Origin of the sequence: Burkholderia sp. AU19243 (assembly GCF_018148075.1) — a bacterium.
Lineage (GTDB): Bacteria > Pseudomonadota > Gammaproteobacteria > Burkholderiales > Burkholderiaceae > Burkholderia > Burkholderia latens_A.
Genome location: NZ_JAGSTV010000001.1, coordinates 678869 through 702017 on the forward strand (window position 1 = coordinate 678869; position 23149 = coordinate 702017).

Here is a 23149-nt window from a genome sequence, read left to right on the forward strand (position 1 = left end):
CGGGGAGGCGGGAGAAGGCCGCGCGGCTTGATTCACTGTTCAGAATTCTGAATAATCGCTGGATGAATCAGCAAAATGTCCAGGCGCTGTGGCCGCATATCCATTCGTTGACGGTGCTTGCCGCGGCAGGCAGCTTCACGGCCGCCGCGCAGCGGCTGGGCATCAGCAAGGCCGCGATGAGCCAGCGCATCGCCGATCTCGAGAAGGCGGCCGGCGTGCCGCTCGTGCGGCGCACGACGCGCAGCGTGCGGCTCACCGACGCTGGCCAGACGCTGGTCGACAGCACGCGCGACGCGTTCGAGTCGATCGGCCAGCACTTCGCGCGCGTGAAGGATCTGGCCGGCGAACCGCGCGGGTTGCTGCGCGTGACCGCGCCCGTTGCGCTCGGGCGCCAGCAGATCGTGCCGCACCTGCCGGAGTTCCTGCGGCAGCATCCGGGCGTGCACATCGAGCTCGACTTGTCCGACCGGCTGCATTCGCTGACGCACGAGGGTTTCGACCTCGCAATCCGCCACACGACCACCGCGCCGCAGACGCACGTCGCGTGGAAACTGTGCGATACGCGCTCGCTGCTGGTTGCGAGCCGCGACTACCTGGACGCGCGAGGCGCGCCGCGCCACCCGAGCGAGCTGGTCGAGCACAGCTGCCTGTGCTACCTGCGCGACAACGAGCCGGCCGCGTGGAGCTTCGAGCCGGACGGAAGGCGGCGCCAGCGGGTGAGCGTGCCGGTGCGCGGCAGCTTCGCGGCGAACAACAGCGAGGCGATGCGCGAGGCCGCGCTCGGCGGGCTCGGCATCGCGCTGCTGCCCGATTTCAGCGCACGGCGCGATCTCGACGCCGGCCGGCTTGTTGCATTGCTCGACGGCTGGCGGCCGTCGGGCGCGTTCGGCGAACACATCTTCGCGATCCGGCCGTACAGCGCCGTCGTGCCAAGCGCGGTGCGCGCGCTGGTGCGGCATTTGCGGGAGCGGCTCGCCGGCGGTTTCTCGAGCGTGTGAAGGGCGCCTGAAGGCTGCGTGAGCGGCAAGTACGGGCCAGTGCGCATCCGCCGCAGCGGTCCGGTGCGGCCGCCGCCAGCGCGGGCAGCCGCGGCCGCGCTGCGGTAAAATCGCCGCTTCCTCCCGCGCCCGTGGGGCGCGTCATTCGAAGGTCGACAGCCGATGCAGATTCACAAGGAAGTGGACGCGCGCGGGCTCAATTGCCCGTTGCCGATCCTGCGCGCGAAGAAAGCGCTCGCCGATATGGAAAGCGGGCAGATCCTCAAGGTGCTCGCGACCGATCCGGGCTCACAGCGCGATTTCGCCGCGTTCGCGAAGCAGACGGGCAACGAGATCGTCGAAGTGACGACGCAGGACAAGACGTTCGTGTTCCTGATGCGCCGCCGCTGACGGCCCGCATCACGCGCCTCTCGCGGCACGTCGCCGGGCAGGGTCCCGCTGCGGTCGTGCCGCGCCACCGAAGGCTTCGCGCCTCTGACAATTCTTAAACCTCGCGTTGCGACGGGCTGCGTATACTGACCCGGCCGGTCGTCCGTCTCGGATGGATGCACCGGCCACGGTACGTCGGACGACGCAGGCCAGGGTCGAGCGTGACGCTACCGTCGTACAAACGGGGAGAGGACATGTCCTTCAGACCAGGGACCATTCGAAGTCCGTCCGCGGCGGAATGCACGTTGGCCGCCCATGCGGTCGGCTTGAGCCGGATCGAACTCGATCCGCAACAGGATCGCCACGCGCGTGCCGCGCTGGAGGCGTATGCGGATTCGGCGGCGGCCGAGATGCCGTGGCTCGCCGAGTCGATCGACGAACGTCTGCGGGACGCCGCGCAAATCGACGGCGCGGGCGTTACGGTTACGTATTGCGGGGCGACCGTCGAGCGGGTGTTCGATCTGGCCCACGCGTGGGCGGCGAGCCAGCCGGACTATGCGGCCACGGCTTGGGAGCGCGTGCGAGGGCAGCTGGAGCGGATGCTGGGGCAGGGGCAACCCGTGCTGCGGCGGCCGACGCAACCGCAGGCCGACGCATTGCCGGCTGACCGGCTGCGATGCGCGTCGGCCGCCGATTGGGCCGAGCCGGCCGTCGGCGCAGGCGTCGCAGGTGTCGCAGGTGTCGCAGGTGTCGATTAAGCGCGTGAGCGCGCGACGGGAAGGATTATTCGAACAAAGGACCGTAGTCCGCGCAATTTCTCGGCGAATTTCATACTACTATGATGAAATCGCCGGTTCGTCCGTGCCCCGTTTTTGAGATATTTACCGGGGCGTCGCGCCGCGCAGCTTGCGCGGGCGGCAAATGGCGGCTCTCCGGCCGGTGTCGGGGGCCGTGCACGCGCATGGCGCGCGGCGGTGTGAGCGCGGAAGCTGAACTGGACGAATCGATTTCGATTTGCGGGGTGCTATGAGAATTGCTGTACTGGATGACGATCCGGCCCAGACGGATTTCGTCAGTCAAACGCTGACGGCCGCCGGCCACACTTGCTATGCGTTCAAGGAAGGCAAGGCGCTGAAGAAGCGTCTGCAACGGGAGACGTTCGATCTGCTCGTGCTCGACTGGAACGTGCCGGACATGTCCGGCGAGGAAGTGCTCAAGTGGGTGCGTGCGAACCAGACCGAGCACAGCCTGCCGATCATCTTCATGACGAGTCGCGACGACGAGGCGGGGATCACGCAGATCCTCAACGCCGGCGCCGACGATTACGTGGTCAAGCCCGTCTCCGGCCCGATCCTGCGCGCGCGCATCGGCTCGCTGCTGCGTCGCGCGTATCCGGTCAACGCCGAGGCGACCGTACGCGAATTCGACCAGTTCCGCTTCGACGTGAACCTGAAGCAGGCGTATGTCGGCGACAAGCCCGTGAGCCTCACGCAGAAGGAGTTCGAGCTCGCGCTGCTGCTGTTCCAGCATCTCGACCGGCCGCTGTCGCGTGCGCACATCCTGGATCTGGTGTGGAAGCAGGCGACGGACATTCCGTCGCGTACGATGGATACGCACATCTCGATGCTGCGCACGAAGCTCGGCCTGCGGCCGGAGAACGGCTATCGTCTCGCGCCGATCTACGGTTACGGCTACAGGCTCGAGCGGGTCGGCCACGGAGAACCGGAGTGACCGCGGGAATCGCGCAGCGCACGGCGGCCCCGCGCACGGCCGCATTGCGCGTGGCGTGCGCGGTCGCGTTCGCGTCCGCATGCGCTGCGCAGCAGGCCGCCGCCCAGCCGCCCGCCGCAGCAGGGAAGACGGTCGTCTATCGCACGCATGCCGGCGACACGCTGTACGACGTCGCCGCACGCTATCTGCAGGGGCCGGACGACTGGCAATTGCTGCAACAGCTCAACGGCGTGCCCGCACCGAAGCGTCTGCAGCCTGGCATCGCGCTGAAGCTGCCGGTTGCGCGTTTGCGCAAGGAAAAGCTGACCGCGCGCGTCGTCGCTGTGCAGGGTTCGGCCGAGCGCGCGTCCGGCGGTGCGTATGCGCCGCTCGCGAACGATGCGACGCTCGGCGAGGGCGATCGCGTGCGCACCGGCGCGAACGGTTTCGTGACGCTCGAACTGGCCGACGGCACGCACATGAGCATGCCGCCCGACAGCCAGCTCGATCTGAAGACGCTGCGCCGCACCGTGCTGACCGGCACGCTCGATCGCGAATTCGAGCTCACGCGCGGCTCGGTCGACAGCGAAGTCACCCATCTGAAGAAGCGCGACGACCGCTTTCAGATCCGCTCGCCGTCGGTCGTGGCCGGCGTGCGCGGCACGCGGTTCCGCGTGAACTACGACGCGGCCGGCAATGCGGCGACGCGCGTCGAAGTGCTCGACGGCACCGTCGGCGTAGCGGGCACGCGGCGCCCGGCCGACCCGACGCTCGTGCATGCGAGCTTCGGCAGCGTCGCGACGTCGTCCGGGGCGGTTGGCGCGCCCGTGCAGCTGCTGTCCGCACCGGCGCTCGTGCATCCCGACAAGGTGCAGGACGAGCCGGACATCGCGTTCGACATCGCGCCGCTTGCGGATGCGCGCGCGTACCGCCTGCAGCTCGCGCACGACGCGGGCCTGCTGAACGTGTTCCGCGAAACGCGAACCGATTCGTCGCGCGCGGTGTTCCGCGACGTACCGAACGGCACGTACTTCGTGCGAATCGCCGCGATCGACGCGAACGGCCTCGAAGGCATGCCGCGCATCTATGCGTTCGAGCGGCGTCAGATGGGGCTCGACGCGACCGCGTCGCCGGGCGCCGAAGGCTACGAGTTCCGCTGGTCGCCGAACGGCGCGGGCAAGGACGCGCGCTACCGGTTCGTGCTGTCGCGGTCGAAAGACCTCAGTGCGCCCGTCGTCGACCAGGTCGGCCTGCAGGCGCGCAAGATCTCCGTCGCGCACCTGCCGCCCGGCGACTACTACTGGGCAGTGACGGTCGAGGAGTTCGACGGCGGCAAGTTCTATCAGAAGACGAGTCCGGTCAGCGCGTTCACGTTGTCGCGCTGACCCGCGGCGCATGAAACCCGAATCCGTTTCCCCGCGGCGGCGCCTCGGCCGCCGCTTCCTCATCGAATGGATCGCGATCGGCTGTCTGGGGATCGCGGTAATCCTCGCATGCGCGCTCGGCCGGCTGTCGTCGAGCGTCGACGGGTTGATCTACGACCGGTTGCTGATGCTGCGCAGCCTGCCGCTGTCGCCCGATGTCGTCGTCGTCGATATCGACAACCCTAGCGTGGCGGCACTGGGTCGCTGGCCGTGGCCGCGGACCGTGCATGCGAGGCTGCTCGACACGCTCGCGCGCGCGCAGCCGGCTGCCGTCGTGTACGACGTGCTGTTTACCGAGCAGTCGCCCGACGACCGCGCATTCGCCGACGCGATGGCCCGTGTGCCGACGTTTCTCCCTGTGCTGCTAAGCCCCGAGCAGGCTGACGGCACGCGTACCGTCGATCCGCCGGTGGCCGAACTCGCGGCACGCGCGACGGGACTCGGCCACATCAACCTCGAAGTCGATCCCGACGGCATCGTGCGCAGTGTCGCGCTGTTCGAAAGCGACGGGCGCGTGCGCTGGCCGCAACTGATGGTGCCGGTCTATCGCGCGATCCAGGCCGGCCGCCTGCATCCGGTTGGCGGCGCGCCCGGCCCGAACGCGCACGACCTGGCGCGCGACGCGGCGGGCGAGGGCCGCTACCTGATTCCGTTCAGTCGCAGTACGCCTGCGTATCCGACCCTGTCGTTCGACGACGTGCTCAAAGGCCGCGTGAAACCGGACGCGTTGCGCGGCAAGATCGTCGTCGTCGGCGTGACCGCATCGGGGCTTTACGACCGATTCGCGACGCCGGTGTCGGGCGACTTCGGCCCGCTTGCCGGCGTGTACATCCATGCGAACGTGCTCGACATGCTGACGACCGGCAGCGCGATCACGCCGGTGCCGCGCGTCGGGCTCTTCGCCGCGTCGCTGTTGCCGCTCGCGGTGCTGCTCGGCGGTTTCCTGATGCTGTCGCCGTGGCGCGGGCTGTTGCTGACGCTGAGCCTCGCGGCGCTGGCCGTCGTCGCGAGCGTCGCGCTGCTGTTCGAGGCGCGCGTGTGGCTGTCGCCCGCGCCTGCGATTTTCGGGCTGATCGCCGTGTATCCGATCTGGAACTGGCGGCGCCTCGAGATGACGATGTCGTACCTGCGCCGCGAGCTGCAGCGCCTCGCCGACGAGCCGCACCTGCTGCCCGAGGCGCCGCGCACGCGCAGCGTCGGCGGCGACGTGCTCGAGCGGCAAATGGCGCTGATGGCGCAGGCCGCGCAGCGCGTGCAGGACATGAAGCGCTTCGTATGGGACAGCCTCGACAGCATGCCGGAGCCGATCTTCGTGACCGACCTGGCCGGCACCGTGCTGATCGCAAACCATGCGGCAAAGCGCTACGGCGCGCGGCTCGCGCTGCCGGCGGCGGAAGGGCAGCCGCTGCGCACGGCGCTCGGCGAGCTGACCTTCATGAAGACGGTTGACGGCAACGCCGAGCACGACGTCGCGATCCGCGAACACTGGCCGGCCGCACTCGACCCGACGCTTGGCGCCGAACACGACGCGATGGCGCGGGGGATCGAGGTGCGCGACCGCGACGGGCTCGACCATCTGTTACGCTACGCGCCATGTACGAACGCGCAGGGCCGGGTGACCGGCTGGATCGCGGGCCTGGTGGACGTGACCGAGCTGCATGCGGCCGAGCGGCAGCGCGAGGAGGCGCTGCACCTGTTGTCGCACGACATGCGCTCGCCGCAGTCGTCGATCCTCGCGCTGGTCGAGATCGAGCGGGATCGCGTCGAAACCGATGCGATGCGCGGGCTGCTCGGGCGGATCGAGCGCTATGCGCATCGCGCGCTGTCGCTTGCCGACGAGTTCGTGCAGCTGGCGCGCGCGGAGTCGCAGGCGTACCAGCTCGAGCCGACGAGCCTCGTCGACGTGCTGATCGATGCGAGCGACGAAGTGTGGCCGCAGGCGCAGGCCAAGCGCATCCGCATCGATACCGATATCCGTACCGACATGGGGTGGACGCGTGCCGATCGCTCGCTGATCACGCGCGCATTCGTCAACCTGCTGAACAACGCGGTCAAATACAGTCCGTCGGACACGGTGATCACGTGTACGCTGACGGTCGAGCATGCATCGAAACGGACGTTCTGCACGGTCCGCGATCAGGGCTACGGGATCGCGCCGGAAGATCAGCGGCATCTGTTCGAACGTTTCAAGCGGTTCCATGCCGGCGAGCGGCCCGAGATCTCGGGTTCGGGGCTCGGCATGGCATTCGTGAAGACGGTCGTCACGCGCCATGGCGGCAGCGTGACGGTCGACAGCGAAGTCGGCGTCGGCACCGCGGTGACGGTGTCGCTGCCGGCGATCGACGAGCCGTCCGCCTGACAGGGCCGGGCGCGACGGCAGGCATTTGGGGGAAGTCATGGGAAAGGAATGGGCAGCGGCCGCGCTGGCGGTGTCGCTGTTGCCGGGTTGCGCCGGCGTCACGACCGGCGTGAGCGCGCTCGGGCAGCCGGATGCGTTTGCGTCGGGCGTGCACGGCTACGCGTTCGTCCGCACGGCCGCGCAGGCCGACGATGCCGACTACCGGCAGATCGAGACGCTCGTGCGCGACGAACTCGCGCACCGCGGTTTCGACGCGCAGCCGGCGCAGGCCGCGCGTTACCGGCTGTCGATCGCGTATGCGACGCAGCCGGCGTCGGTCGCGGCCACGGCCGAGCAGTGCGGCGCGGCGAGCAGCGCGTGCGTGACCGTCGACGGGCCGGCGCCGCTCGCGCTGCCGTTCACGGGCACGGTGTACCGCCATGTGCTGACGCTGCGCTTCGTCGATGCGAAGTCGGGCGCCGACGTCTATCGCGTGTCGGCGTCGCTGCGCGATCGCGACGCGGGCACGCGGCAGGCCGCGCCGACGCTCGTGAAGAGCGTGCTCGCCAAGCTGCCGTTCGGGCCTGGCGACGGCTGGCTCGTGAAGACGAAAAAAGACGACGCGGGCGCAATGCCGGGCGTCGTCTCGGTGAAGCCGGCGGCCGTGCGCTGACGCGCGAGCCGACAGGCAAGTGTGTGGGGCCCGCCGCGCACGCGGCGCGGGCCCATGCCGCGTTCAGCCGGCCGGTTGCGCGTTCGCGCGCGCACGCAGGTACGCGTCGAACTCGGTGCCGACTTCCGGATGGCGCAGCGCGAATTCGACCGTCGCCTTCAGGTAGCCGAGCTTGCTGCCGCAGTCGTAGCGCGTGCCCTGGTACTTGTACGCGAGCACCTGCTCGTCGGCAAGCAGCGCCTGGATCGCGTCGGTGAGCTGCAGCTCGCCGCCCGCGCCCGGTTTCAGCGCGCGCAGGTGCTCGAAGATCCGCGGCTTCAGGATGTAGCGGCCAACCACGCCGAGGTTCGACGGCGCGACTTCCGGCGCCGGCTTCTCGACGATCGCCGACATCTTCACGATCGACTCTTCCCATTCCTTGCCGTCGACGATCCCGTACGACTTCGTCTCCGACGGCGGAATCTCTTCCACGCCGATCACCGAGCTGTGATAGTGGTCGAACACGTCGACCATCTGCTTCATCACCGGCGGGTTGCCGTCGAGCAGGTCGTCGGCGAGGATCACCGCGAACGGGTTGTCGGCGACCAGCTTCTCCGCGCACAGCACCGCATGGCCGAGGCCGAGCGCTTCCGGCTGGCGCACGTAGAAGCAATCGACGTGGCTCGGCTTGATGCTGCGCACGAGTTCGAGCAGCTTCTCCTTGCCGCGCGCTTCCAGTTCGGCTTCGACTTCGTACGACTTGTCGAAGTGATCTTCGATCGCGCGCTTGCTGCGCCCGGTCACGAAGATCATTTCGGTGATGCCTGCGGCGATCGCTTCCTCGACTGCGTACTGGATCAGCGGCTTGTCGACGACGGGCAGCATTTCCTTCGGGCTCGCCTTCGTTGCCGGCAGGAACCGCGTGCCGAGGCCGGCGACGGGGAATACTGCCTTGGTGACTTTCAACATGATCGAACCTTTATTCCTGTAATCGACTTGTCAGATGGCTTATGTTCACGTCCTGATTATAGTGAACGCAAACGACCTTACCGTTTGTTACGCAGGCAACCGATCGAGCTGCGCGCGCAGCTTGTCGAGCGTGCTCTGGAATTCCGCGACCCGCTTTTGCTCCTGCTCGACCACGGCCGGCGGCGCTTTCGCGACGAACGCCTCGTTGCCGAGCTTCGCATTGCATTTCGCGATCTCGCCGGTCAGGCGCGCGATTTCCTTCGACAGGCGCTCGCGCTCGGCCGCGACGTCGATCTCCACCTTCAGCACGAGCTTGTTCGGGCCGACGATCGCGATCGGCGCGCCGTGCGCTTGCCGGTCGAGCGTCGCTTCATCCGCGAGGATCTGCACTTCCGACAAGCGGGCGAGGGCCTGCACGTACGGTGCGAACGAACGCAGGCGTTCGGCGTCGCCAGCCACGAGCAGCGGCACCTTGGTTGCCGGCGACAGGTTCATTTCGCCGCGCAGGTTGCGGCATGCGTCGACGATCGCCTTCAGGTCGGCCGCCCATTGTTCGGACGCCTCGTCGATTTTCTGCAGGTTCGCAACCGGATACGCCTGCGTCATCAGCGACGCGGCGCCCTCGGCCTCGCCCTGCGGATAGCGGCCGGCGAGCGGTGCGACTTTCTGCCAGAGCGCCTCGGTGATGAACGGGATGATCGGGTGCGCGAGGCGCAGCACCGTTTCGAGCACACGCAGCAGCGTGCGGCGCGTCGCACGCTGCTGTTCCGGCGTGCCGTTCTGGATTTGCACCTTCGCGAGTTCGAGATACCAGTCGCAGTATTCGTCCCAGACGAACTTGTAGATGCTCGTCGCGATATTGTCGAAGCGGTAGTCGGCGAAGCCCTTTGCGATGTCGGCCTCGGTGCGTTGCAGCAGCGACACGATCCAGCGGTCGGCCGCCGAGAAGTCGAGATAGCCGCCCGGGCCGCAGTCGCCCGCGCCGCAGACTTCCGGCTTGTCGGCGCCGCAGTCGTGGCCTTCGCAGTTCATCAGCACGAAGCGCGTCGCGTTCCACAGCTTGTTGCAGAAATTGCGGTAGCCTTCGCAGCGCGCGAGGTCGAAGTTCACGTTGCGGCCGAGCGTCGCCATCGACGCCATCGTGAAGCGCAGCGCATCGGTGCCGAACGCAGGAATGCCGTCCGGGAATTCCTTGCGCGTCTTCTTCTCGATCGTGGCGGCCTGCTTCGGGTTCATCAGGCCCGTCGTGCGTTTCGCGACCAGCGTGTCGAGGTCGATGCCGTCGACGATGTCGATCGGGTCGAGCGTGTTGCCCTTGCTCTTCGACATTTTCTGGCCTTCCGCATCGCGCACGAGGCCGTGCACGTACACGGTGTGGAACGGCACCTTGCCGGTGAAGTGCGTCGTCATCATCACCATCCGGGCGACCCAGAAGAAGATGATGTCGAAGCCGGTGACGAGCACCGACGACGGCAGGAAGTGCTGAAGTTCGGGCGTTTCGTTCGGCCAGCCGAGCGAAGAGAAGGGCACGAGCGCGGACGAGAACCACGTGTCGAGCACGTCCTCGTCGCGCTTCAGCGCGCCCGCATAGCCGCTCGCCGCGGCCTTCGCACGGGCTTCTTCCTCGTCGCGCGCGACGAACACCTCGCCGTTCTCGCCGTACCACGCGGGAATCTGGTGACCCCACCACAACTGGCGCGAGATGCACCAGTCCTGGATGTTTTCGAGCCACTGGTAGTAGGTGGTCGTCCAGTTTTCCGGCACGAACTTGATCTGGCCGTTGCGCACGACGTCGAGCGACGTTTCGGTGATCGACTTGCCCGGATTGAACGTGCCTTCCGGCGCCGGCTTCGTCATCGCGACGAACCACTGGTCGGTCAGCATCGGCTCGATCACGACGCCCGTGCGGTCGCCGCGCGGCACCATCAGCTTGTGCGGCTTCACCGAGTCGAGGAAGCCCTGCGCATCGAGGTCGGCGACGATCGCCTTGCGCGCGTCGAAGCGGTCGAGACCGCGATACTGCTCGGGGCCGTTGTCGTTGATCTTCGCGTCGAGCGTCAGGATCTCGATCGGCGCGAGGTTGTGGCGCAGGCCGACCTGATAATCGTTGAAGTCGTGCGCGGGCGTGACCTTCACGACGCCCGTGCCGAATTCGCGGTCGACGTAGTCGTCGGCGATCACCGGGATCTCGCGGCCCGTCAGCGGCAGCGTGACGTGCTTGCCGATCAGGTGCGCGTAGCGTTCGTCTTCCGGATGGACCATCACCGCGACGTCGCCGAGCATCGTCTCCGGACGCGTGGTCGCGACGGTCAGCGAACCGGAGCCGTCGACGAGCGGGTAACGGATATGCCACAGGTGGCCGTTCTCTTCCTCGCTCACGACTTCGAGATCGGACACGGCGGTGAGCAGCACCGGATCCCAGTTGACGAGGCGCTTGCCGCGATAGATCAGGCCCTGTTCATACAGCGTGACGAACACGTCGCGCACGGCGGCCGACATCTTGTCGTCCATTGTGAAGTATTCGCGCGACCAGTCGGTCGATGCGCCGAGGCGGCGCACCTGGCCCGTGATCGTCGAACCGGACTTCTGCTTCCATTCCCACACGCGCTCGACGAACTTCTCGCGGCCGAGATCGTGCCGCGACACGCCCTGCGCATCCAGCTGGCGCTCGACGACGATCTGGGTCGCGATCCCCGCATGGTCCGTGCCGGGCACCCAGAGCGTGTTCTCGCCGAGCATCCGGTGATAGCGGGCGAGGCCGTCCATGATCGTCTGGTTGAACGCGTGGCCCATGTGCAGCGTGCCGGTGACGTTCGGCGGCGGCAGCTGGATCGCGAAATCGGGGCGCGCCGGGTCGAATGCCGGCGCGGCGTAGCCGCGTTTTTCCCACTCCGGCCCCCATTGGGACTCGATGGTGTGGGGCTCGAAACTCTTCGCCAGCGTGTTGTCGCTCATGTTGGAAATTTGCTGAAAATGCGTGAATTGGATGCCGAATCCTGCAATTATAAATGGATGCACATCGGCCAGCCATCGCCGTGCCGGCGCGGGCCTGTCGCGAAGCGCCGCAGCGCGGCGGCGGCAGCGGTGCGGCGAACGCGGCGGAAACGGCATCGCGCCGCCGACTTATAATGGCGGGTCCGCATTTTTCTTGCCCGTCCGCTGCCGCTCCATGCCCGATCTGCTCGCCAATCTCAACCCTGAACAATACGCCGCCGTCACGCTGCCGAACGAACCGGCGCTGATCCTCGCGGGGGCGGGCAGCGGCAAGACCCGCGTGCTGATCACGCGGATCGCGTGGCTGATCCAGCAGGGTTATGCATCGCCGGCCACCGTGCTCGCCGTCACGTTCACGAACAAGGCCGCGCGCGAGATGATGGCGCGACTGTCCGCGATGATGCCGATCGACACGCGCGGGATGTGGATCGGCACGTTCCACGGGCTGTGCAACCGGATGCTGCGCGCGCACTACCGCGACGCCGGCCTGCCGCAGACGTTCCAGATCCTCGACACGGCCGACCAGCTGTCCGCGATCAAGCGGTTGATGAAGGCCGCGAACGTCGACGACGAGAAGTACCCGCCGAAGAACGTCCAGTACTTCATCAACAACGCGAAGGAGCAGGGGCTGCGTCCCGACAAGGTCGACGCGTCCGACAACTTCAACCGCAAGTTCGTCGAGCTGTATCAGGCATACGACCAGCAGTGCCAGCGCGAGGGCGTCGTCGACTTCCCCGAGCTGCTGCTGCGCTGCTACGAGCTGCTCGCGTACAACGCGCCGCTGCGCGCGCACTACCAGGCGCGCTTCAAGCACATTCTCGTCGACGAGTTCCAGGACACCAACAAGCTGCAGTACGCGTGGCTCAAGATGCTCGCGGGCGGCCAGAACGCGATCTTCGCGGTCGGCGACGACGACCAGTCGATCTATGCGTTCCGCGGCGCGAACGTCGGCAACATGCGCGACTTCGAAGACGAATTCCGCGTGCGCAACCTCATCAAGCTCGAGCAGAACTACCGGTCTCACGGCAACATCCTCGACGCCGCTAACCAGCTGATCTCGAACAATTCGCACCGCCTCGGCAAGAACCTGCGCACCGACGCCGGTCACGGCGAGCCTGTGCGCGTGTACGAGGCGAGCACCGATGCGCAGGAAGCCGGCTGGATCGTCGAGGAGATCCGCTCGCTGATCAACACCGGGATGTCGCGCAGCGAAGTCGCTGTGCTCTATCGCAGCAATGCGCAGTCGCGCGCCATCGAGCACACGCTGATGACGTCTGGCATCCCGTATCGCGTGTACGGCGGCCTGCGCTTCTTCGAGCGTCAGGAAGTGAAGCATGCGCTCGCGTACCTGCGCCTGATCGACAACCCGAACGACGACACCGCTTTCGCGCGCGTGGTGAACTTCCCGACGCGCGGCATCGGCGCGCGCTCGATCGAGCAGCTCGCGGATGCCGCGCGGCTGTACGATTGCTCGATGGCCGCCGCGATCCCGTATGTGACGGGCAAGGCCGGCTCGAGCCTCGGCGCGTTCGCGACACTGATCGCGAAGATGCGTGCCGAGACGCAGCAGATGAGCCTGCCCGAGACGGTCGAATACGTGGTGCGTGCGAGCGGCCTCGCCGATTTCTACCAGAGCGAGCGGGAGGGCCAGGATCGGCTCGAGAACTTGCAGGAACTCGTGAACGCGGCCACCGCGTTCGTCAGCGAGGAAGGCTACGGGCTCGACGCGCCGGCCCGCTCGATTCCGCTGCGCGCGGGGGCGATCGCGGCGCCGGAGCTTGGCGTGGATGCGGACGATCCGTCTGTCGACGTGCTCGACCCCGCGCCGCTCGGCGACCCCGCACAGAATCCCGACACGATGACGCCGCTCGCCGGCTTCCTGTCGCACGCGTCGCTCGAAGCCGGCGACAACCAGGCGCAGGCCGGCCAGGACGCCGTCCAGCTGATGACGGTGCACGCGGCGAAGGGCCTCGAATTCTCGGCGGTGTTCATCACCGGCCTCGAGGAAGGGCTGTTCCCGCACGAGAACAGCGTGCTGGAATCGGACGGCCTCGAGGAGGAGCGCCGGCTGATGTACGTCGCGATCACGCGCGCGAAGGAGCGGCTTTATCTGTCGTTTGCGCAGAGCCGCATGCTGCATGGCCAGACGCGTTACAACGTGCGCTCGCGCTTTTTCGACGAATTGCCCGAGCACGTGCTGAAGTGGCTGACGCCGAAGGTCGAGGCGGGCTCGCGCTGGGGCGGCCGCTCGGACAACGCCGGCTGGGGCCGTGACTGGTTCGCGCGGCCGGGCGGCGGCAGCCGCGAGCAGATCGTCGATGCGGCCGTTTCCGCGCCGCTGCCCGCGTTCGCCGACAAGCAGCGCGCGGCCGACACCGGTTTCCGCGTCGGCCAGCAGGTGTTTCATACCAAGTTCGGTGAGGGCACGGTCACCGCGCTCGAAGGCAACGGCGCCGATGCGAAGGCGCAAGTGAAGTTCAAGCGGCACGGCGAGAAGTGGCTCGCGCTCGCCGTCGCGAAACTGCAGGCGGTGGAGTGATGGGCATCGATATGGTTGAAACGGCGGCCACGGGCCCGCTCGGAATCCTGGCCGCGCTGCCCGAAGAGCTCGGCGATCTGATCGCCGCGATGCGCGCCGACGGCGCGATGAAGACGATCACGCTCGGCCGCCGCGATTATCACGTTGGCACGGTGCACGGCGCGGCATGCGTCGTCACGCTCGCGCGGGTCGGCAAGGTCGCGGCGGCCGCGACCGTCAGCGCGTTGATCCACGTGTTCGGCGTGTCCGGCGTCGTGTTTACCGGCGTCGCGGGCGGCGTGTCGCGCACGGTGCGCGTGGGCGACGTCGTCGTCGCCGATACATTGCTGCAGCACGATCTCGATGCGTCGCCGCTGTTTCCGCGCTACGAGGTGCCGCTGCTGGGCATCACGCACTTCGCGACCGACGCGGAATTGACCGCGCGGCTGAAGGCCGCGTGCACGCTGTTCGTTGCCGAAGAGGGCGCGCGGTTCGCCGAGCGCTTCGGGCTCGCCGGCGCGACGCTGCACGGCGGGCTGATCATCAGCGGCGACCGCTTCGTGTCGAGCGAGCGCGAGGTCGTTGCACTGCGCGACGCGCTGCCGGACGCGCTCGCGGTCGAGATGGAAGGCGCGGCGATTGCGCAGGTGTGTGCGGAACACGACGTGCCGTTCGCGCTCGTGCGCACGATCTCCGACACGGCCGACGATCACGCGACGCAGTCGTTCTCGCACTTCCTGTCGGCGATCGCGGGCAGCTATTCGTCCGGCATCCTCAAGCGTTTCCTGACGCTGCATGCAACGACGGCGGCCTGAAGCCGCCGCCGTACTTTCCCTTCGCAGACGATTGGCCGGCCGCGGCGCGCATGCCGCGGCCGTATCGTCACGCGCTCTTGCGCCGGCTGCTTTCGAGGTTCGGCAGGAACACCGTCAGCACGCCGATCAGCGGCAGGAACGAGCACACCTTGTACACGAACGTGATGCTCGTCGCGTCCGCGAGCTGGCCGAGCACGGCCGCACCCACGCCACCGAGGCCGAACGCGAAGCCGAAGAACAGGCCCGCGACCATTCCGACCTTGCCCGGCATCAGCTCCGTCGCATAGACGAGGATTGCCGCGAACGCCGACGCCAGCACGACGCCGATAATCACGCTCAGCACGCTCGTCCAGAACAGGTTCGCGTACGGCAGCAGCAGCGTGAACGGCGCGACCCCGAGAATCGACACCCAGATCACGTACTTGCGGCCGATGCGGTCGCCGACCGGGCCGCCGATCAGCGTGCCGGCCGCCACCGCCGCGAGGAACACGAACAGGTGGATCTGCGCGGCCTGTACCGACAGGTGAAACTTGTCGATCAGATAGAACGTGAAATAGCTGTTGATGCTCGCGAGATAGAAGTATTTCGAGAACACCAGCAGCACCAGCACGCCGATCGCGGCGAGCACGCGGCCCTGCGACAGCGTCGGATGGCCGGCAGGCGCTGCCTTCTTCTTCATCGACGGATGCTTCTTGTACCAATGGCCGATTTGCGTGAGCACGACCATCGCGACGAGCGCGGCCGCCGAGAACCACGCGATGCTGTGCTGGCCGTGCGGGATGATGACCAGTGCGGCGAGCAGCGGCCCGAGCGCCGAACCGGCGTTGCCGCCGACCTGGAACAGCGACTGCGCGAGCCCGTGCTGGCCGCCCGATGCCATTCGCGCGACGCGCGACGATTCCGGATGGAACACCGACGAGCCGCAGCCGACGAGCGCGGCCGCCGCCAGCAGCATCGGGAAATTCTGCGCGGCCGACATCAGCAGCAGCCCCGCCAGCGTGAAACCCATCCCGACCGGCAGCGAATACGGCTTCGGCCGCTTGTCCGTGTACAGGCCGACGAGCGGCTGCAGCAGCGACGCGGTGATCTGGTAGGTCAGCGTGATCAGTCCGATCTGCGCGAACGACAGCGCGAACTGGCTCTTGAGCATCGGATAGATCGCGAGGATCAACGACTGGATCATGTCGTTGAGCATGTGCGAGAAGCTGATGGCGCCGAGCACCGGATACACGGTGCGCGGGGCGGGCGGAACGGACGGCTGGGCCGCGGCGGCGTTGCCGGCGCCCGTATCGAGGCTGGTTTCCATGTGAGCTGAGCGAGTTGAGGTGACGGGACGCGCTCTGATGGGGATCGGCGCGTTCGAATCGTTGTTGCGTCAAAGAAGTGTAATGTGGCGTATAGAGAATGTCCGGCCAAGTTTTGTCGCAATTCGGACATTGGTGTGACGATTCGCTTCGCGCTTGTCTTTTTGCTCGCCTTTTTGGCCGGGTATAACCCTGCGGCATGGCCGCTCGCCGACGGGCCGCGGGGCCGGTCGGTGTTTGTCCGGACTCAAGGCGCGCCGACCGCGGCCGTAGAAAGGCGCAATGACAATATCGGCGCGCCGCGCCTGCACCGGCCACGAGCCGGGGCGGCGCGGGCCGCGCGGCGGAGGCCAGCCGCCGCGGGAATGCCGCCCGCCGGGACCGACCTTTCCGGCGGCGTGATTACTACGGGGATATATCGATGAAAGCAGCAGCATCATTGCATCCGCAGCGGGGGACCACCATCGCCGCATCCGGCGCGGCCGCCGGGCCTGCCGCCCGCCGCGCGCGCGATGCACGGCGCGAGCGCCGGCCATGGACCGTCAAGGCGACGTTGCGGGCCGCATTCGCAATCCTGCTGGTCGGCACGCTCGCGATCGGCGTGTTTTCGTTGTGGCAGATCAGCCGGCTGAACGCGTCGATCGCGTCGGTCTACGAGCAGGGGCACGTCGCGAGCCGGGCCGCGGAGGAGGTGCGGGCCGAAGTGCTGCGCGCGAGCCGCGCGCAAAAGATGCTGCTGACCGCGACCACCGCGAAGGAGCGCGACGATCTCGGCGCCGAGGTCGGCGCCGGCCTCGCGTCGATCGGACAGGCGCTCGCCACGCTGCAGCGCTACGCGGATCCGGCGGACGCCGACGATTCCGCGCGGCTGCGCGCGTTTTCGATGGCGGTCGGCACGTGGAGCGGCCATCTGCGCGATTTCGTCGCGCTCGTGCAGGCGCAGCCGCTCGACCTGTCGCAGATGAACTGGCAGGTCGGCACGCAGGACGTGTCGCTGCTGGTCGAGACCGGCAAGCTCGAGAAACTCGTTGCGATGCTCGTGAAGACGCGCGGCGCGAAATCGAAGGCGACGCTCGATGCGTCCGCGACGATCTTCTCGTCGTCATTCGCGATGATCGCTGCGATGACGGTCGCGTTGATCGTGCTCGCGATCGCGATCGCGGAGGGTGTCGTGCGCCGCCTCGCGTCGCAACTCGGCGGCGAGCCGGCGGACGCGAAGGCGATCGCCGCCGACATCGCGCGCGGCGACCTGACGCGCCCGATCCCGCTCGCCCGTAACGATCGCGACAGCATGGTGCGCGCGCTTGCCGACATGCAGACCGGACTCGCGGCGACGGTCGGCGAGATCGCCGTCAGCGCCGAGGCGATCGCGGCTGCGTCCGGCGAGATCTCGACCGGCAACCTCGACCTGTCGCGCCGTACCGAGCAGCAAGCCGTCGCACTCGAGCGGACCGCGGCGAGCATGGAGGAACTGACGTCGACCGTCCGGCAGAACGCCGAAAACGCGCGGCAGGCGAGTGCGCTCGCGGCGAATGCGTCGGCCGTCGCCGAAGCGGGCGGCGAAGTCGTCGGGCGCGTCGTCGCGACGATGAGCGAGATCGACGACAGCGCGAAGAACATTCGCGACATCATCGGCACGATCGAGGGGATCGCGTTCCAGACCAACATCCTCGCGTTGAACGCGGCGGTCGAGGCGGCGCGCGCGGGCGAACAGGGGCGCGGCTTTTCGGTGGTGGCGGGCGAAGTGCGGCTTCTCGCGCAGCGCTCGGCGACCGCGGCGAAGGAGATTCGCGAGCTGATCGGTGCGTCGGTCGAACGCGTAGCGAACGGCGCGACGCTCGCGCATGATGCGGGCCGCACGATGGACGACGTGGTGCGGGCGGTGAAGCGCGTGACCGACATCATCGGCGAGATTTCGGCGGCCTCAGACGAGCAGAGCGCCGGCATCGAGGAGATCGGCCGCGCGGTCACGCAAATGGATGCCGGCACGCAGCAGAACGCGGCGCTGGTCGAGCAGGCGGCGGCCGCCGCGAATGCGCTCGACGAGCAGGCTCAGGCGCTCAAGGCGCTGGTCGGGCGGTTCCGCATCGCGGCGTAAGCGCGCCCGGCCAGCGGCGCTTACGACTTCTTCGGCTTGTCCGGATCGATGATGACCGTGCAGGTCGTGCCTGCCGACAGCACCACGTCGGCAGGCACTTCGTCGATCCGGATGCGCACCGGCACGCGCTGCGCGAGGCGCACCCAGTTGAAGGTCGGGTTCACGTCCGCGACGAGGTCGCGGCTTTGCGGGTTGTCGCGATCGTAGATGCCGCGCGAGATGCTTTCGACGTGGCCTTTCATCACGCCGCCGCTCATCAGCCGCATTTCGGCCGGCGCGCCGATCTTCACGCGCGGCAGCTTGGTTTCCTCGAAGTAGCCGTAGACCCAGAACGAGTGGCTGTCGACGATCGCGAGCTTTGCCTGGCCGGCCACCGCGTAGTTGCCCTTGAACGTCTGCAGGTTCGTGATGTAGCCGTCGACCGGCGCGACCACGCGCGTGCGTTCGAGGTTGAGCTTCGCGGCATCGAGCGCGGCGAGCGCTTGCTGATACTGCGCCTCGGCGCTCGATGCGCTGTGCGCGGCGTTCTCGCGGTTTTCCTTCGACACGACGAGCGCATCGAGATCCGCGCGGCGCGCCGCGTCGTCGCGGCGCATCTGCAATTCCGCGCGGCGGGCGGCGACGGCCGCCTGCGCCTGCTCGACCGCGATCTGGTAGTGCGACGGATCGATCTGCATGATCAGGTCGCCCTTTTTCACGAGCTGGTTGTCATGCACCGGCAGCTCGACGATCGCACCCGACACGTCGGGCGCGACGTTGACGATCTCGGCGCGTACGCGCCCGTCGCGCGTCCACGGATCGTCCATGTAGTGCACCCACAGCGAGCGCCCGATCAGGATCGCGACGAGAAGGATGACGGCGGTCGCGACGAAGCCGAAGAGTTTTCTGAGAATCATGATGGTTCGGAATCAACGGTAAACGGCGAGACTCAGTCCGCCGCAAATGCAGACGAGAAGGCACGCGCGGAACAGCGACGGGTGCCAGACGAGGCGGTAGAGCCCGGTATGGGCGAGCAGGCGATCGACGGCCCAGGTGGCCAGCCCGCCCAGCACGAACATCAGCACCACCGTGGGCATGTACGCATCGAGAATGGCGATTTCACGCGGCATCATGACGAGGCTCCTGGTTGGGCGCGCACGGCGCGGTTGCGGTTGAGCGGCTCGAGCGGCGATTCCGGATCGAGCAGCGCCGTGCGCACGAAATGCAGATGGCTGAGAATGCGCTGCAGCCTGTGGCGCTCGTCGCGCGACGGCGCGACCGCGTCGAGCGTCTGTCGGGTCGCGTCGATCGCGGCGTTGACCGCGTCGAGCGTCGTGTCGAAGCGTTCCGCATTCGGCTTGGTGAACAGCGCGGACAGCGCGGTGCGCAGCGCCTCGATCGCGCGCCGCCACGGCGTTGCCGGCGCATAGCGCGGATCGGGCGGCAGCGTGGCCAGCTCGGCGCGCAGGTCGAGCGCCGCGTTGCCGGTTTCGAGCACCGCGAACATCCAGCGCAGCGCGTCGCGCTGCACGTCGGGCTGGTCGGCCGACAGTGTGTGCGCCTGGTACATCAGGTCGCGCGCGCCGCTTTCGAAGCGCGTGCGCAGGCCGGCGAGCCGCGCATGGCACGCCGCGACCACCTGATGCCGCAGGTCCGCGAACAGCCGTTTCTTCAGCCACGGCGCGGTCGGCGGGAACAGCACCGCGAACGCGATCGCCGACGCCAGCATCGACAGCACCAGCGCGAGCGCATCGTTCATGAAGCTCGTCGGATCGTAGTGCGTCATGTTGTCCGGACCGGCGAGAAAGCAGAAGAAGATCAGATAGCCCATCCCGTAGCCGGCGAGCTTCGGCTTCAGCGTCATGTAGACGCCGATCGCGAGCAGCGGCGTGAGCGCCACGCACAGCAGCGGGAAGCCGTCGATGTGCGGATAGATGCCGAACGTCAGCAGGAAGCCCGTGCAGACGGCCAGAGCCGTGCCTATCCCCATCTGCGCGGACATCGCGGTCGGCCGCGGCGTCGACGACGCGAGCGCGCAGGTGGCCGCCGCGGTCAGCGTCATCGTCACGCCGCTCGGCCAGGCGGTCTCGATCCAGAACCAGCCGAGCACGAGGATCACGGTCGCGGTGCGGATCGCCGCGATCACCATCGCCGTCGCGTTGGTGCGCGGCTCGTACCGCTCGATCCAGCGCTCGCGCTCGTGCGTCGCGGTGGAAAGCGACGCGTAGGTCGCCGCGTATTCGTGCAGGTCCGTGATGAAGCGGTACAGCAGTTCGGCGGCCGTGTCGAAGTCGAGCAGCGGAAAGTCCGGCTGCGTTTCGAGTGTCGCACGCGTTGCGCGGATGCGTCGTGGCAGCGCATCGCGCCAGGCGAGCAGCTGTTCGGCTGCGAGCGCCGCGTCGTCCGACGAGCGCACCGGCTCGCCGTTGCGCGTCAGCAGCGGCGCGATTTCGCGGAAATACGGCTCGATCGCATCGATTGCGGCCTGCGCGCCGGCCGCGCGCAGCCGGTTCATCAACTGGTGCAGCGCATGGAAGCGGCTCGATACGCTCATGAATTCGCTGTTCAGCCGCGCGAGGCGGCCGCTGCGCATCCGCGTGTCCGGATCCTCGAACACGGCCATGCTGCGCGCCGCCTCGAAGCCGACGACGTCCGCGACGAAACGCGTATGAATCGTTTCGATGTGCGCGCGGTCGAGCTTGCCCGACAGTGCCGCCGCGACGTAGTCGACGAAGCTGCCGAAACGCTTGCGCACCGTCGTGCGGATCTGCTCGCCGGTCGTCTGCGGAAACACCAGCGCGCTGACGACGCCTGCCGACACGATTCCGACCATGATTTCCGCGACCCGCGTCATCGCGCTCATGAACGCGCCGTCCGGGTGTTGCGACGCGGGCAGCCCGATCAGCGCGGTCGTGTAGCCGGCGAGCAGGAAGCCGTAGCTGCGGAAGTTGCGGTTGCGCGCGGCGCCGGCCGTACACAGCGCGACCCACAGCGCGACGGCCAGCAGGAACAACTGCGGCTGCTGCGGGAACAGGCCGACGAACGCGAGCGTCGCGATCAGCCCGAAGATTGTGCCGGCGACGCGGTAGAAGCTTTTCGCGAGCACGGCGCCGCTTTGCGGCTGCATCACGATGAATACGGTCGTCATCGCGGTTTTCGGCGCCGGCAGGTCGAGTCGCATCGACACGCCGGTCGCGATGAACGCAGCGAGCAGCGCCTTGAACAGATAGAGCCACGCGGCGCCGTCGCCGCGCGCCCAGTCGGCGAACGCGGCGTGCCAGGCCGCGAGCGGGCCGCCGGCATGCGTGGAAGCGGGGGAGGAAGCTGACATGGAGGGCGCTCCGCGTTACCGTGCGACCGGCGTGGCGATCGCCGCGGCCGCACCGGACGCCGCGGCCGCCACGGTCTGCGCGCGCCGGGCAGCGCCTGCGGACTTCGCTGCCGGTGCGGTCTGCGCGGCTGCATCCGCGGCGGCTTCGCCACGCGGCGGATGGCCGTCGCGGTCGTCCGTCTGCGTCTCGACGCCGCCGCCGAGCGCGGCCATCAGCTGCGCGTGCGCGGCCAGGCGTTCCGCGTCGATGCGGGCAGCGGTCTCCTGTGCGCGCAGCAATTGCTGTTGCGCGACCAGCACGTTCACGTAATCGGTCAGCCCGCGGCGGAAGCCTTCGCGCGACAGCCGGTAGCTGCGCTCGTTGGCGGCCACCGAGCGGGCGGCGTCCTTTTTCTGCGTGTCGAGCGAGCGGATCCGCACGACCTGGTCGGCAATGTCCTTCAGCGCGCCGACGACCGTCTGGTTGTAACGCTCGACCGCCTGGTCGTAGCCGGCATTGGCTGCGCCCAGTTGCGCGCGCAGGCGGCCGCCCTCGAAGATCGGCAGCGACAGCGCGGGGCCGGCCGTCCAGCCGCCGTTCATCGCACGCAGGAAGTCGGTGAACGGCGCGGTCACGCCGAAGCCGCCGACCGTCGCGAGCAGGTCGATGTTCGGATAGAACGACGCTTTCGCGACGTCGATGCCGCGCGCCTGCGCGTCGACCATCCAGCGGGCCGCGACGACGTCCGGGCGGCGGCCGAGCAGGTCGGCCGGCATCGCGGACGGCAGCCCGGCCGGCGCATCGAGCGACAGGCTCGGCCGCTTGATCGCGTCGCCGGCGCCCGGGCCTTTGCCCGCAAGCGCCGCGAGCTGATGGCGCGCGAGCTGAATCGCTTCTTCATAGGTATCGATCTGGCGCTCGTAGTCGGGCAGCGTCGATTCGGCCTGGCTGACCTCGAGCTGCGTGCCGATGCCCGCCTCAAGGCGCTTGCGCGCGAGGTCGGCGAGCGCGCGCTGGCGCTCGAACGTCTCCTGCGCGAGGTCGAGCAGCGCGTAGTTCATCGACATGCCGACGTACGCGCGCACGACGTTGACTTCCAGCTCGAGCTTCGCCGCCCGTGCGTCGGCCGCGGTTGCATGCGCGGTGTCGAGCGCACGCTCGGTCGCGTTTTTGTCTTTGCCCCACAGATCGAGGTGGTACGACAGGCCGAGCGTGCCGCTGTTGTTCCAGGTGTCGGTGTCGGCGAGCGGTCCCGGGCCGTAATAGACGTTGTCCGGCCAGTGCTGGCGCATCAGCGACAGGTTGCCGTTGATTTGCGGCAGCTCGGCCGAACGGGCGACGCGCGCCATCGCCTGCGCTTCGCGCACGCGGGCTTCGGCCGCGGCGAGCGACGGGTTGCCGGCCTGCGCGGCGGCGATCCATGCGTCGAGCTGCGGGTCGCGGTACGCGCGCCACCAGTCGGATGCGGGCCAGCCCGCGTCGCGGTCCGCCGCGCGGATCGCGGCGCCGGCATCGAGCGAGTTCGCGTCGATGCGAGTGGACTGGGTCTTGTTGTCGCCCATGCTCGCGCAACCGGCCATTATTAATGAGACTGCAAGAACCGCCAGTGCCAGCGTCCCTTTTGTTGCCGGAAACTGCACGATTTTCTCCCTTTCGGATATAGATGAGTC

17 protein-coding genes are annotated in these 23149 nt (G+C 68.0%); 10 read left to right on the top strand and 7 right to left on the bottom strand.

The window, feature by feature from the left end; genetic code table 11:
* The first annotated feature begins 62 nt into the window (after positions 1-62).
* The 7 genes from KDW55_RS03310 to KDW55_RS03340 all read left to right on the top strand — a co-directional run bounded on the left by KDW55_RS03310 (position 63) and on the right by KDW55_RS03340 (position 7512).
* Entirely contained in the window at positions 63-998 is a 936-nt protein-coding gene (locus KDW55_RS03310; RefSeq protein ID WP_069241297.1) for a LysR family transcriptional regulator, read from the top strand.
* Positions 999-1160: 162 nt separating this feature from the next.
* Complete coding sequence (locus KDW55_RS03315) at positions 1161-1388, top strand: sulfurtransferase TusA family protein (RefSeq protein ID WP_006753156.1); 228 nt, start codon at positions 1161-1163, stop codon at positions 1386-1388.
* Between the two features lie 233 nt (positions 1389-1621).
* Positions 1622-2125 carry a peptidase gene (locus tag KDW55_RS03320; protein WP_069241298.1) on the top strand — a complete coding sequence of 168 codons (504 nt, stop codon included), beginning with the start codon at positions 1622-1624 and terminating at the stop codon, positions 2123-2125.
* Between the two features lie 268 nt (positions 2126-2393).
* On the top strand, positions 2394-3098 hold the full coding sequence (locus tag KDW55_RS03325; protein ID WP_040143994.1) for a response regulator transcription factor: 705 nt from the start codon (positions 2394-2396) through the stop codon (positions 3096-3098).
* Positions 3095-4462 carry a FecR domain-containing protein gene (locus KDW55_RS03330; RefSeq protein WP_212161546.1) on the top strand — a complete coding sequence of 456 codons (1368 nt, stop codon included), beginning with the start codon at positions 3095-3097 and terminating at the stop codon, positions 4460-4462. Before KDW55_RS03325 ends, KDW55_RS03330 begins: the two co-directional genes overlap by 4 nt.
* 10 nt (positions 4463-4472) lie before the next feature.
* The gene (locus KDW55_RS03335; RefSeq protein ID WP_212161548.1) at positions 4473-6860 is read left to right on the top strand and encodes a CHASE2 domain-containing protein; all 2388 of its coding nucleotides are present in this window, start codon (positions 4473-4475) and stop codon (positions 6858-6860) included.
* Positions 6861-6897: 37 nt separating this feature from the next.
* Positions 6898-7512: a DUF4136 domain-containing protein gene (locus KDW55_RS03340; protein ID WP_212161549.1), complete on the top strand. Its 615-nt coding sequence runs from the start codon at positions 6898-6900 to the stop codon at positions 7510-7512.
* Positions 7513-7575: 63 nt separating this feature from the next.
* Here the strand turns inward: KDW55_RS03340 and galU are convergent, their stop codons facing one another.
* Together galU and KDW55_RS03350 are read right to left on the bottom strand one after the other, a co-directional pair.
* Positions 7576-8460, bottom strand: a complete 885-nt coding sequence (galU, locus tag KDW55_RS03345; protein ID WP_040143998.1) for a UTP--glucose-1-phosphate uridylyltransferase GalU — start codon at positions 8458-8460, stop codon at positions 7576-7578.
* Positions 8461-8547: 87 nt separating this feature from the next.
* Complete coding sequence (locus KDW55_RS03350) at positions 8548-11415, bottom strand: valine--tRNA ligase (protein ID WP_040143999.1); 2868 nt, start codon at positions 11413-11415, stop codon at positions 8548-8550.
* Between the two features lie 214 nt (positions 11416-11629).
* Between KDW55_RS03350 and KDW55_RS03355 the strand changes: the two genes are divergently transcribed.
* Both KDW55_RS03355 and KDW55_RS03360 read left to right on the top strand, forming a co-directional pair.
* A complete protein-coding gene (locus tag KDW55_RS03355; protein WP_212161550.1) occupies positions 11630-13993 on the top strand; it encodes a UvrD-helicase domain-containing protein in 2364 nt (787 codons plus the stop codon).
* On the top strand, positions 13993-14787 hold the full coding sequence (locus KDW55_RS03360; protein ID WP_212149727.1) for a 5'-methylthioadenosine/adenosylhomocysteine nucleosidase: 795 nt from the start codon (positions 13993-13995) through the stop codon (positions 14785-14787). The genes KDW55_RS03355 and KDW55_RS03360 overlap by 1 nt, the downstream gene beginning before the upstream one ends.
* A gap of 67 nt (positions 14788-14854) precedes the next feature.
* On the opposite strand, the gene KDW55_RS03365 is transcribed toward KDW55_RS03360, so the two are convergent.
* Positions 14855-16093 (bottom strand): MFS transporter, encoded by a 1239-nt coding sequence (locus KDW55_RS03365; protein WP_209821643.1) that lies wholly within the window; start codon positions 16091-16093, stop codon positions 14855-14857.
* Positions 16094-16512: 419 nt separating this feature from the next.
* Between KDW55_RS03365 and KDW55_RS03370 the strand changes: the two genes are divergently transcribed.
* Positions 16513-18189, top strand: coding sequence for a methyl-accepting chemotaxis protein (locus KDW55_RS03370; RefSeq protein WP_212161551.1), 1677 nt, complete (start codon positions 16513-16515; stop codon positions 18187-18189).
* A gap of 20 nt (positions 18190-18209) precedes the next feature.
* On the opposite strand, the gene KDW55_RS03375 is transcribed toward KDW55_RS03370, so the two are convergent.
* From KDW55_RS03375 to KDW55_RS03390, 4 genes are read right to left on the bottom strand one after another with little or no spacing between them, the layout of a single operon-like run.
* The gene (locus tag KDW55_RS03375) at positions 18210-19085 is read right to left on the bottom strand and encodes an HlyD family secretion protein (protein WP_040144004.1); all 876 of its coding nucleotides are present in this window, start codon (positions 19083-19085) and stop codon (positions 18210-18212) included.
* Positions 19086-19097: 12 nt separating this feature from the next.
* A complete protein-coding gene (locus KDW55_RS03380) occupies positions 19098-19301 on the bottom strand; it encodes a DUF1656 domain-containing protein (protein WP_040144005.1) in 204 nt (67 codons plus the stop codon).
* Positions 19298-21499 (bottom strand): FUSC family protein, encoded by a 2202-nt coding sequence (locus tag KDW55_RS03385; RefSeq protein WP_212161553.1) that lies wholly within the window; start codon positions 21497-21499, stop codon positions 19298-19300. Before KDW55_RS03385 ends, KDW55_RS03380 begins: the two co-directional genes overlap by 4 nt.
* A 15-nt stretch (positions 21500-21514) precedes the next feature.
* Positions 21515-23119 carry an efflux transporter outer membrane subunit gene (locus KDW55_RS03390; protein ID WP_069241305.1) on the bottom strand — a complete coding sequence of 535 codons (1605 nt, stop codon included), beginning with the start codon at positions 23117-23119 and terminating at the stop codon, positions 21515-21517.
* Positions 23120-23149 lie beyond the last annotated feature (30 nt).

Coding starts and splice junctions, on each gene's coding strand:
- KDW55_RS03310 (WP_069241297.1), top strand. CDS start 63: ATGAATCAGCAAAATGTCCAGGCGCTGTGGCCGCATATCCATTCGTTG.
- KDW55_RS03315 (WP_006753156.1), top strand. CDS start 1,161: ATGCAGATTCACAAGGAAGTGGACGCGCGCGGGCTCAATTGCCCGTTG.
- KDW55_RS03320 (WP_069241298.1), top strand. CDS start 1,622: ATGTCCTTCAGACCAGGGACCATTCGAAGTCCGTCCGCGGCGGAATGC.
- KDW55_RS03325 (WP_040143994.1), top strand. CDS start 2,394: ATGAGAATTGCTGTACTGGATGACGATCCGGCCCAGACGGATTTCGTC.
- KDW55_RS03335 (WP_212161548.1), top strand. CDS start 4,473: ATGAAACCCGAATCCGTTTCCCCGCGGCGGCGCCTCGGCCGCCGCTTC.
- KDW55_RS03340 (WP_212161549.1), top strand. CDS start 6,898: ATGGGAAAGGAATGGGCAGCGGCCGCGCTGGCGGTGTCGCTGTTGCCG.
- galU (WP_040143998.1), bottom strand. CDS start 8,460: ATGTTGAAAGTCACCAAGGCAGTATTCCCCGTCGCCGGCCTCGGCACG.
- KDW55_RS03350 (WP_040143999.1), bottom strand. CDS start 11,415: ATGAGCGACAACACGCTGGCGAAGAGTTTCGAGCCCCACACCATCGAG.
- KDW55_RS03355 (WP_212161550.1), top strand. CDS start 11,630: ATGCCCGATCTGCTCGCCAATCTCAACCCTGAACAATACGCCGCCGTC.
- KDW55_RS03360 (WP_212149727.1), top strand. CDS start 13,993: ATGGGCATCGATATGGTTGAAACGGCGGCCACGGGCCCGCTCGGAATC.
- KDW55_RS03365 (WP_209821643.1), bottom strand. CDS start 16,093: ATGGAAACCAGCCTCGATACGGGCGCCGGCAACGCCGCCGCGGCCCAG.
- KDW55_RS03370 (WP_212161551.1), top strand. CDS start 16,513: ATGAAAGCAGCAGCATCATTGCATCCGCAGCGGGGGACCACCATCGCC.
- KDW55_RS03375 (WP_040144004.1), bottom strand. CDS start 19,085: ATGATTCTCAGAAAACTCTTCGGCTTCGTCGCGACCGCCGTCATCCTT.
- KDW55_RS03380 (WP_040144005.1), bottom strand. CDS start 19,301: ATGATGCCGCGTGAAATCGCCATTCTCGATGCGTACATGCCCACGGTG.
- KDW55_RS03385 (WP_212161553.1), bottom strand. CDS start 21,499: ATGTCAGCTTCCTCCCCCGCTTCCACGCATGCCGGCGGCCCGCTCGCG.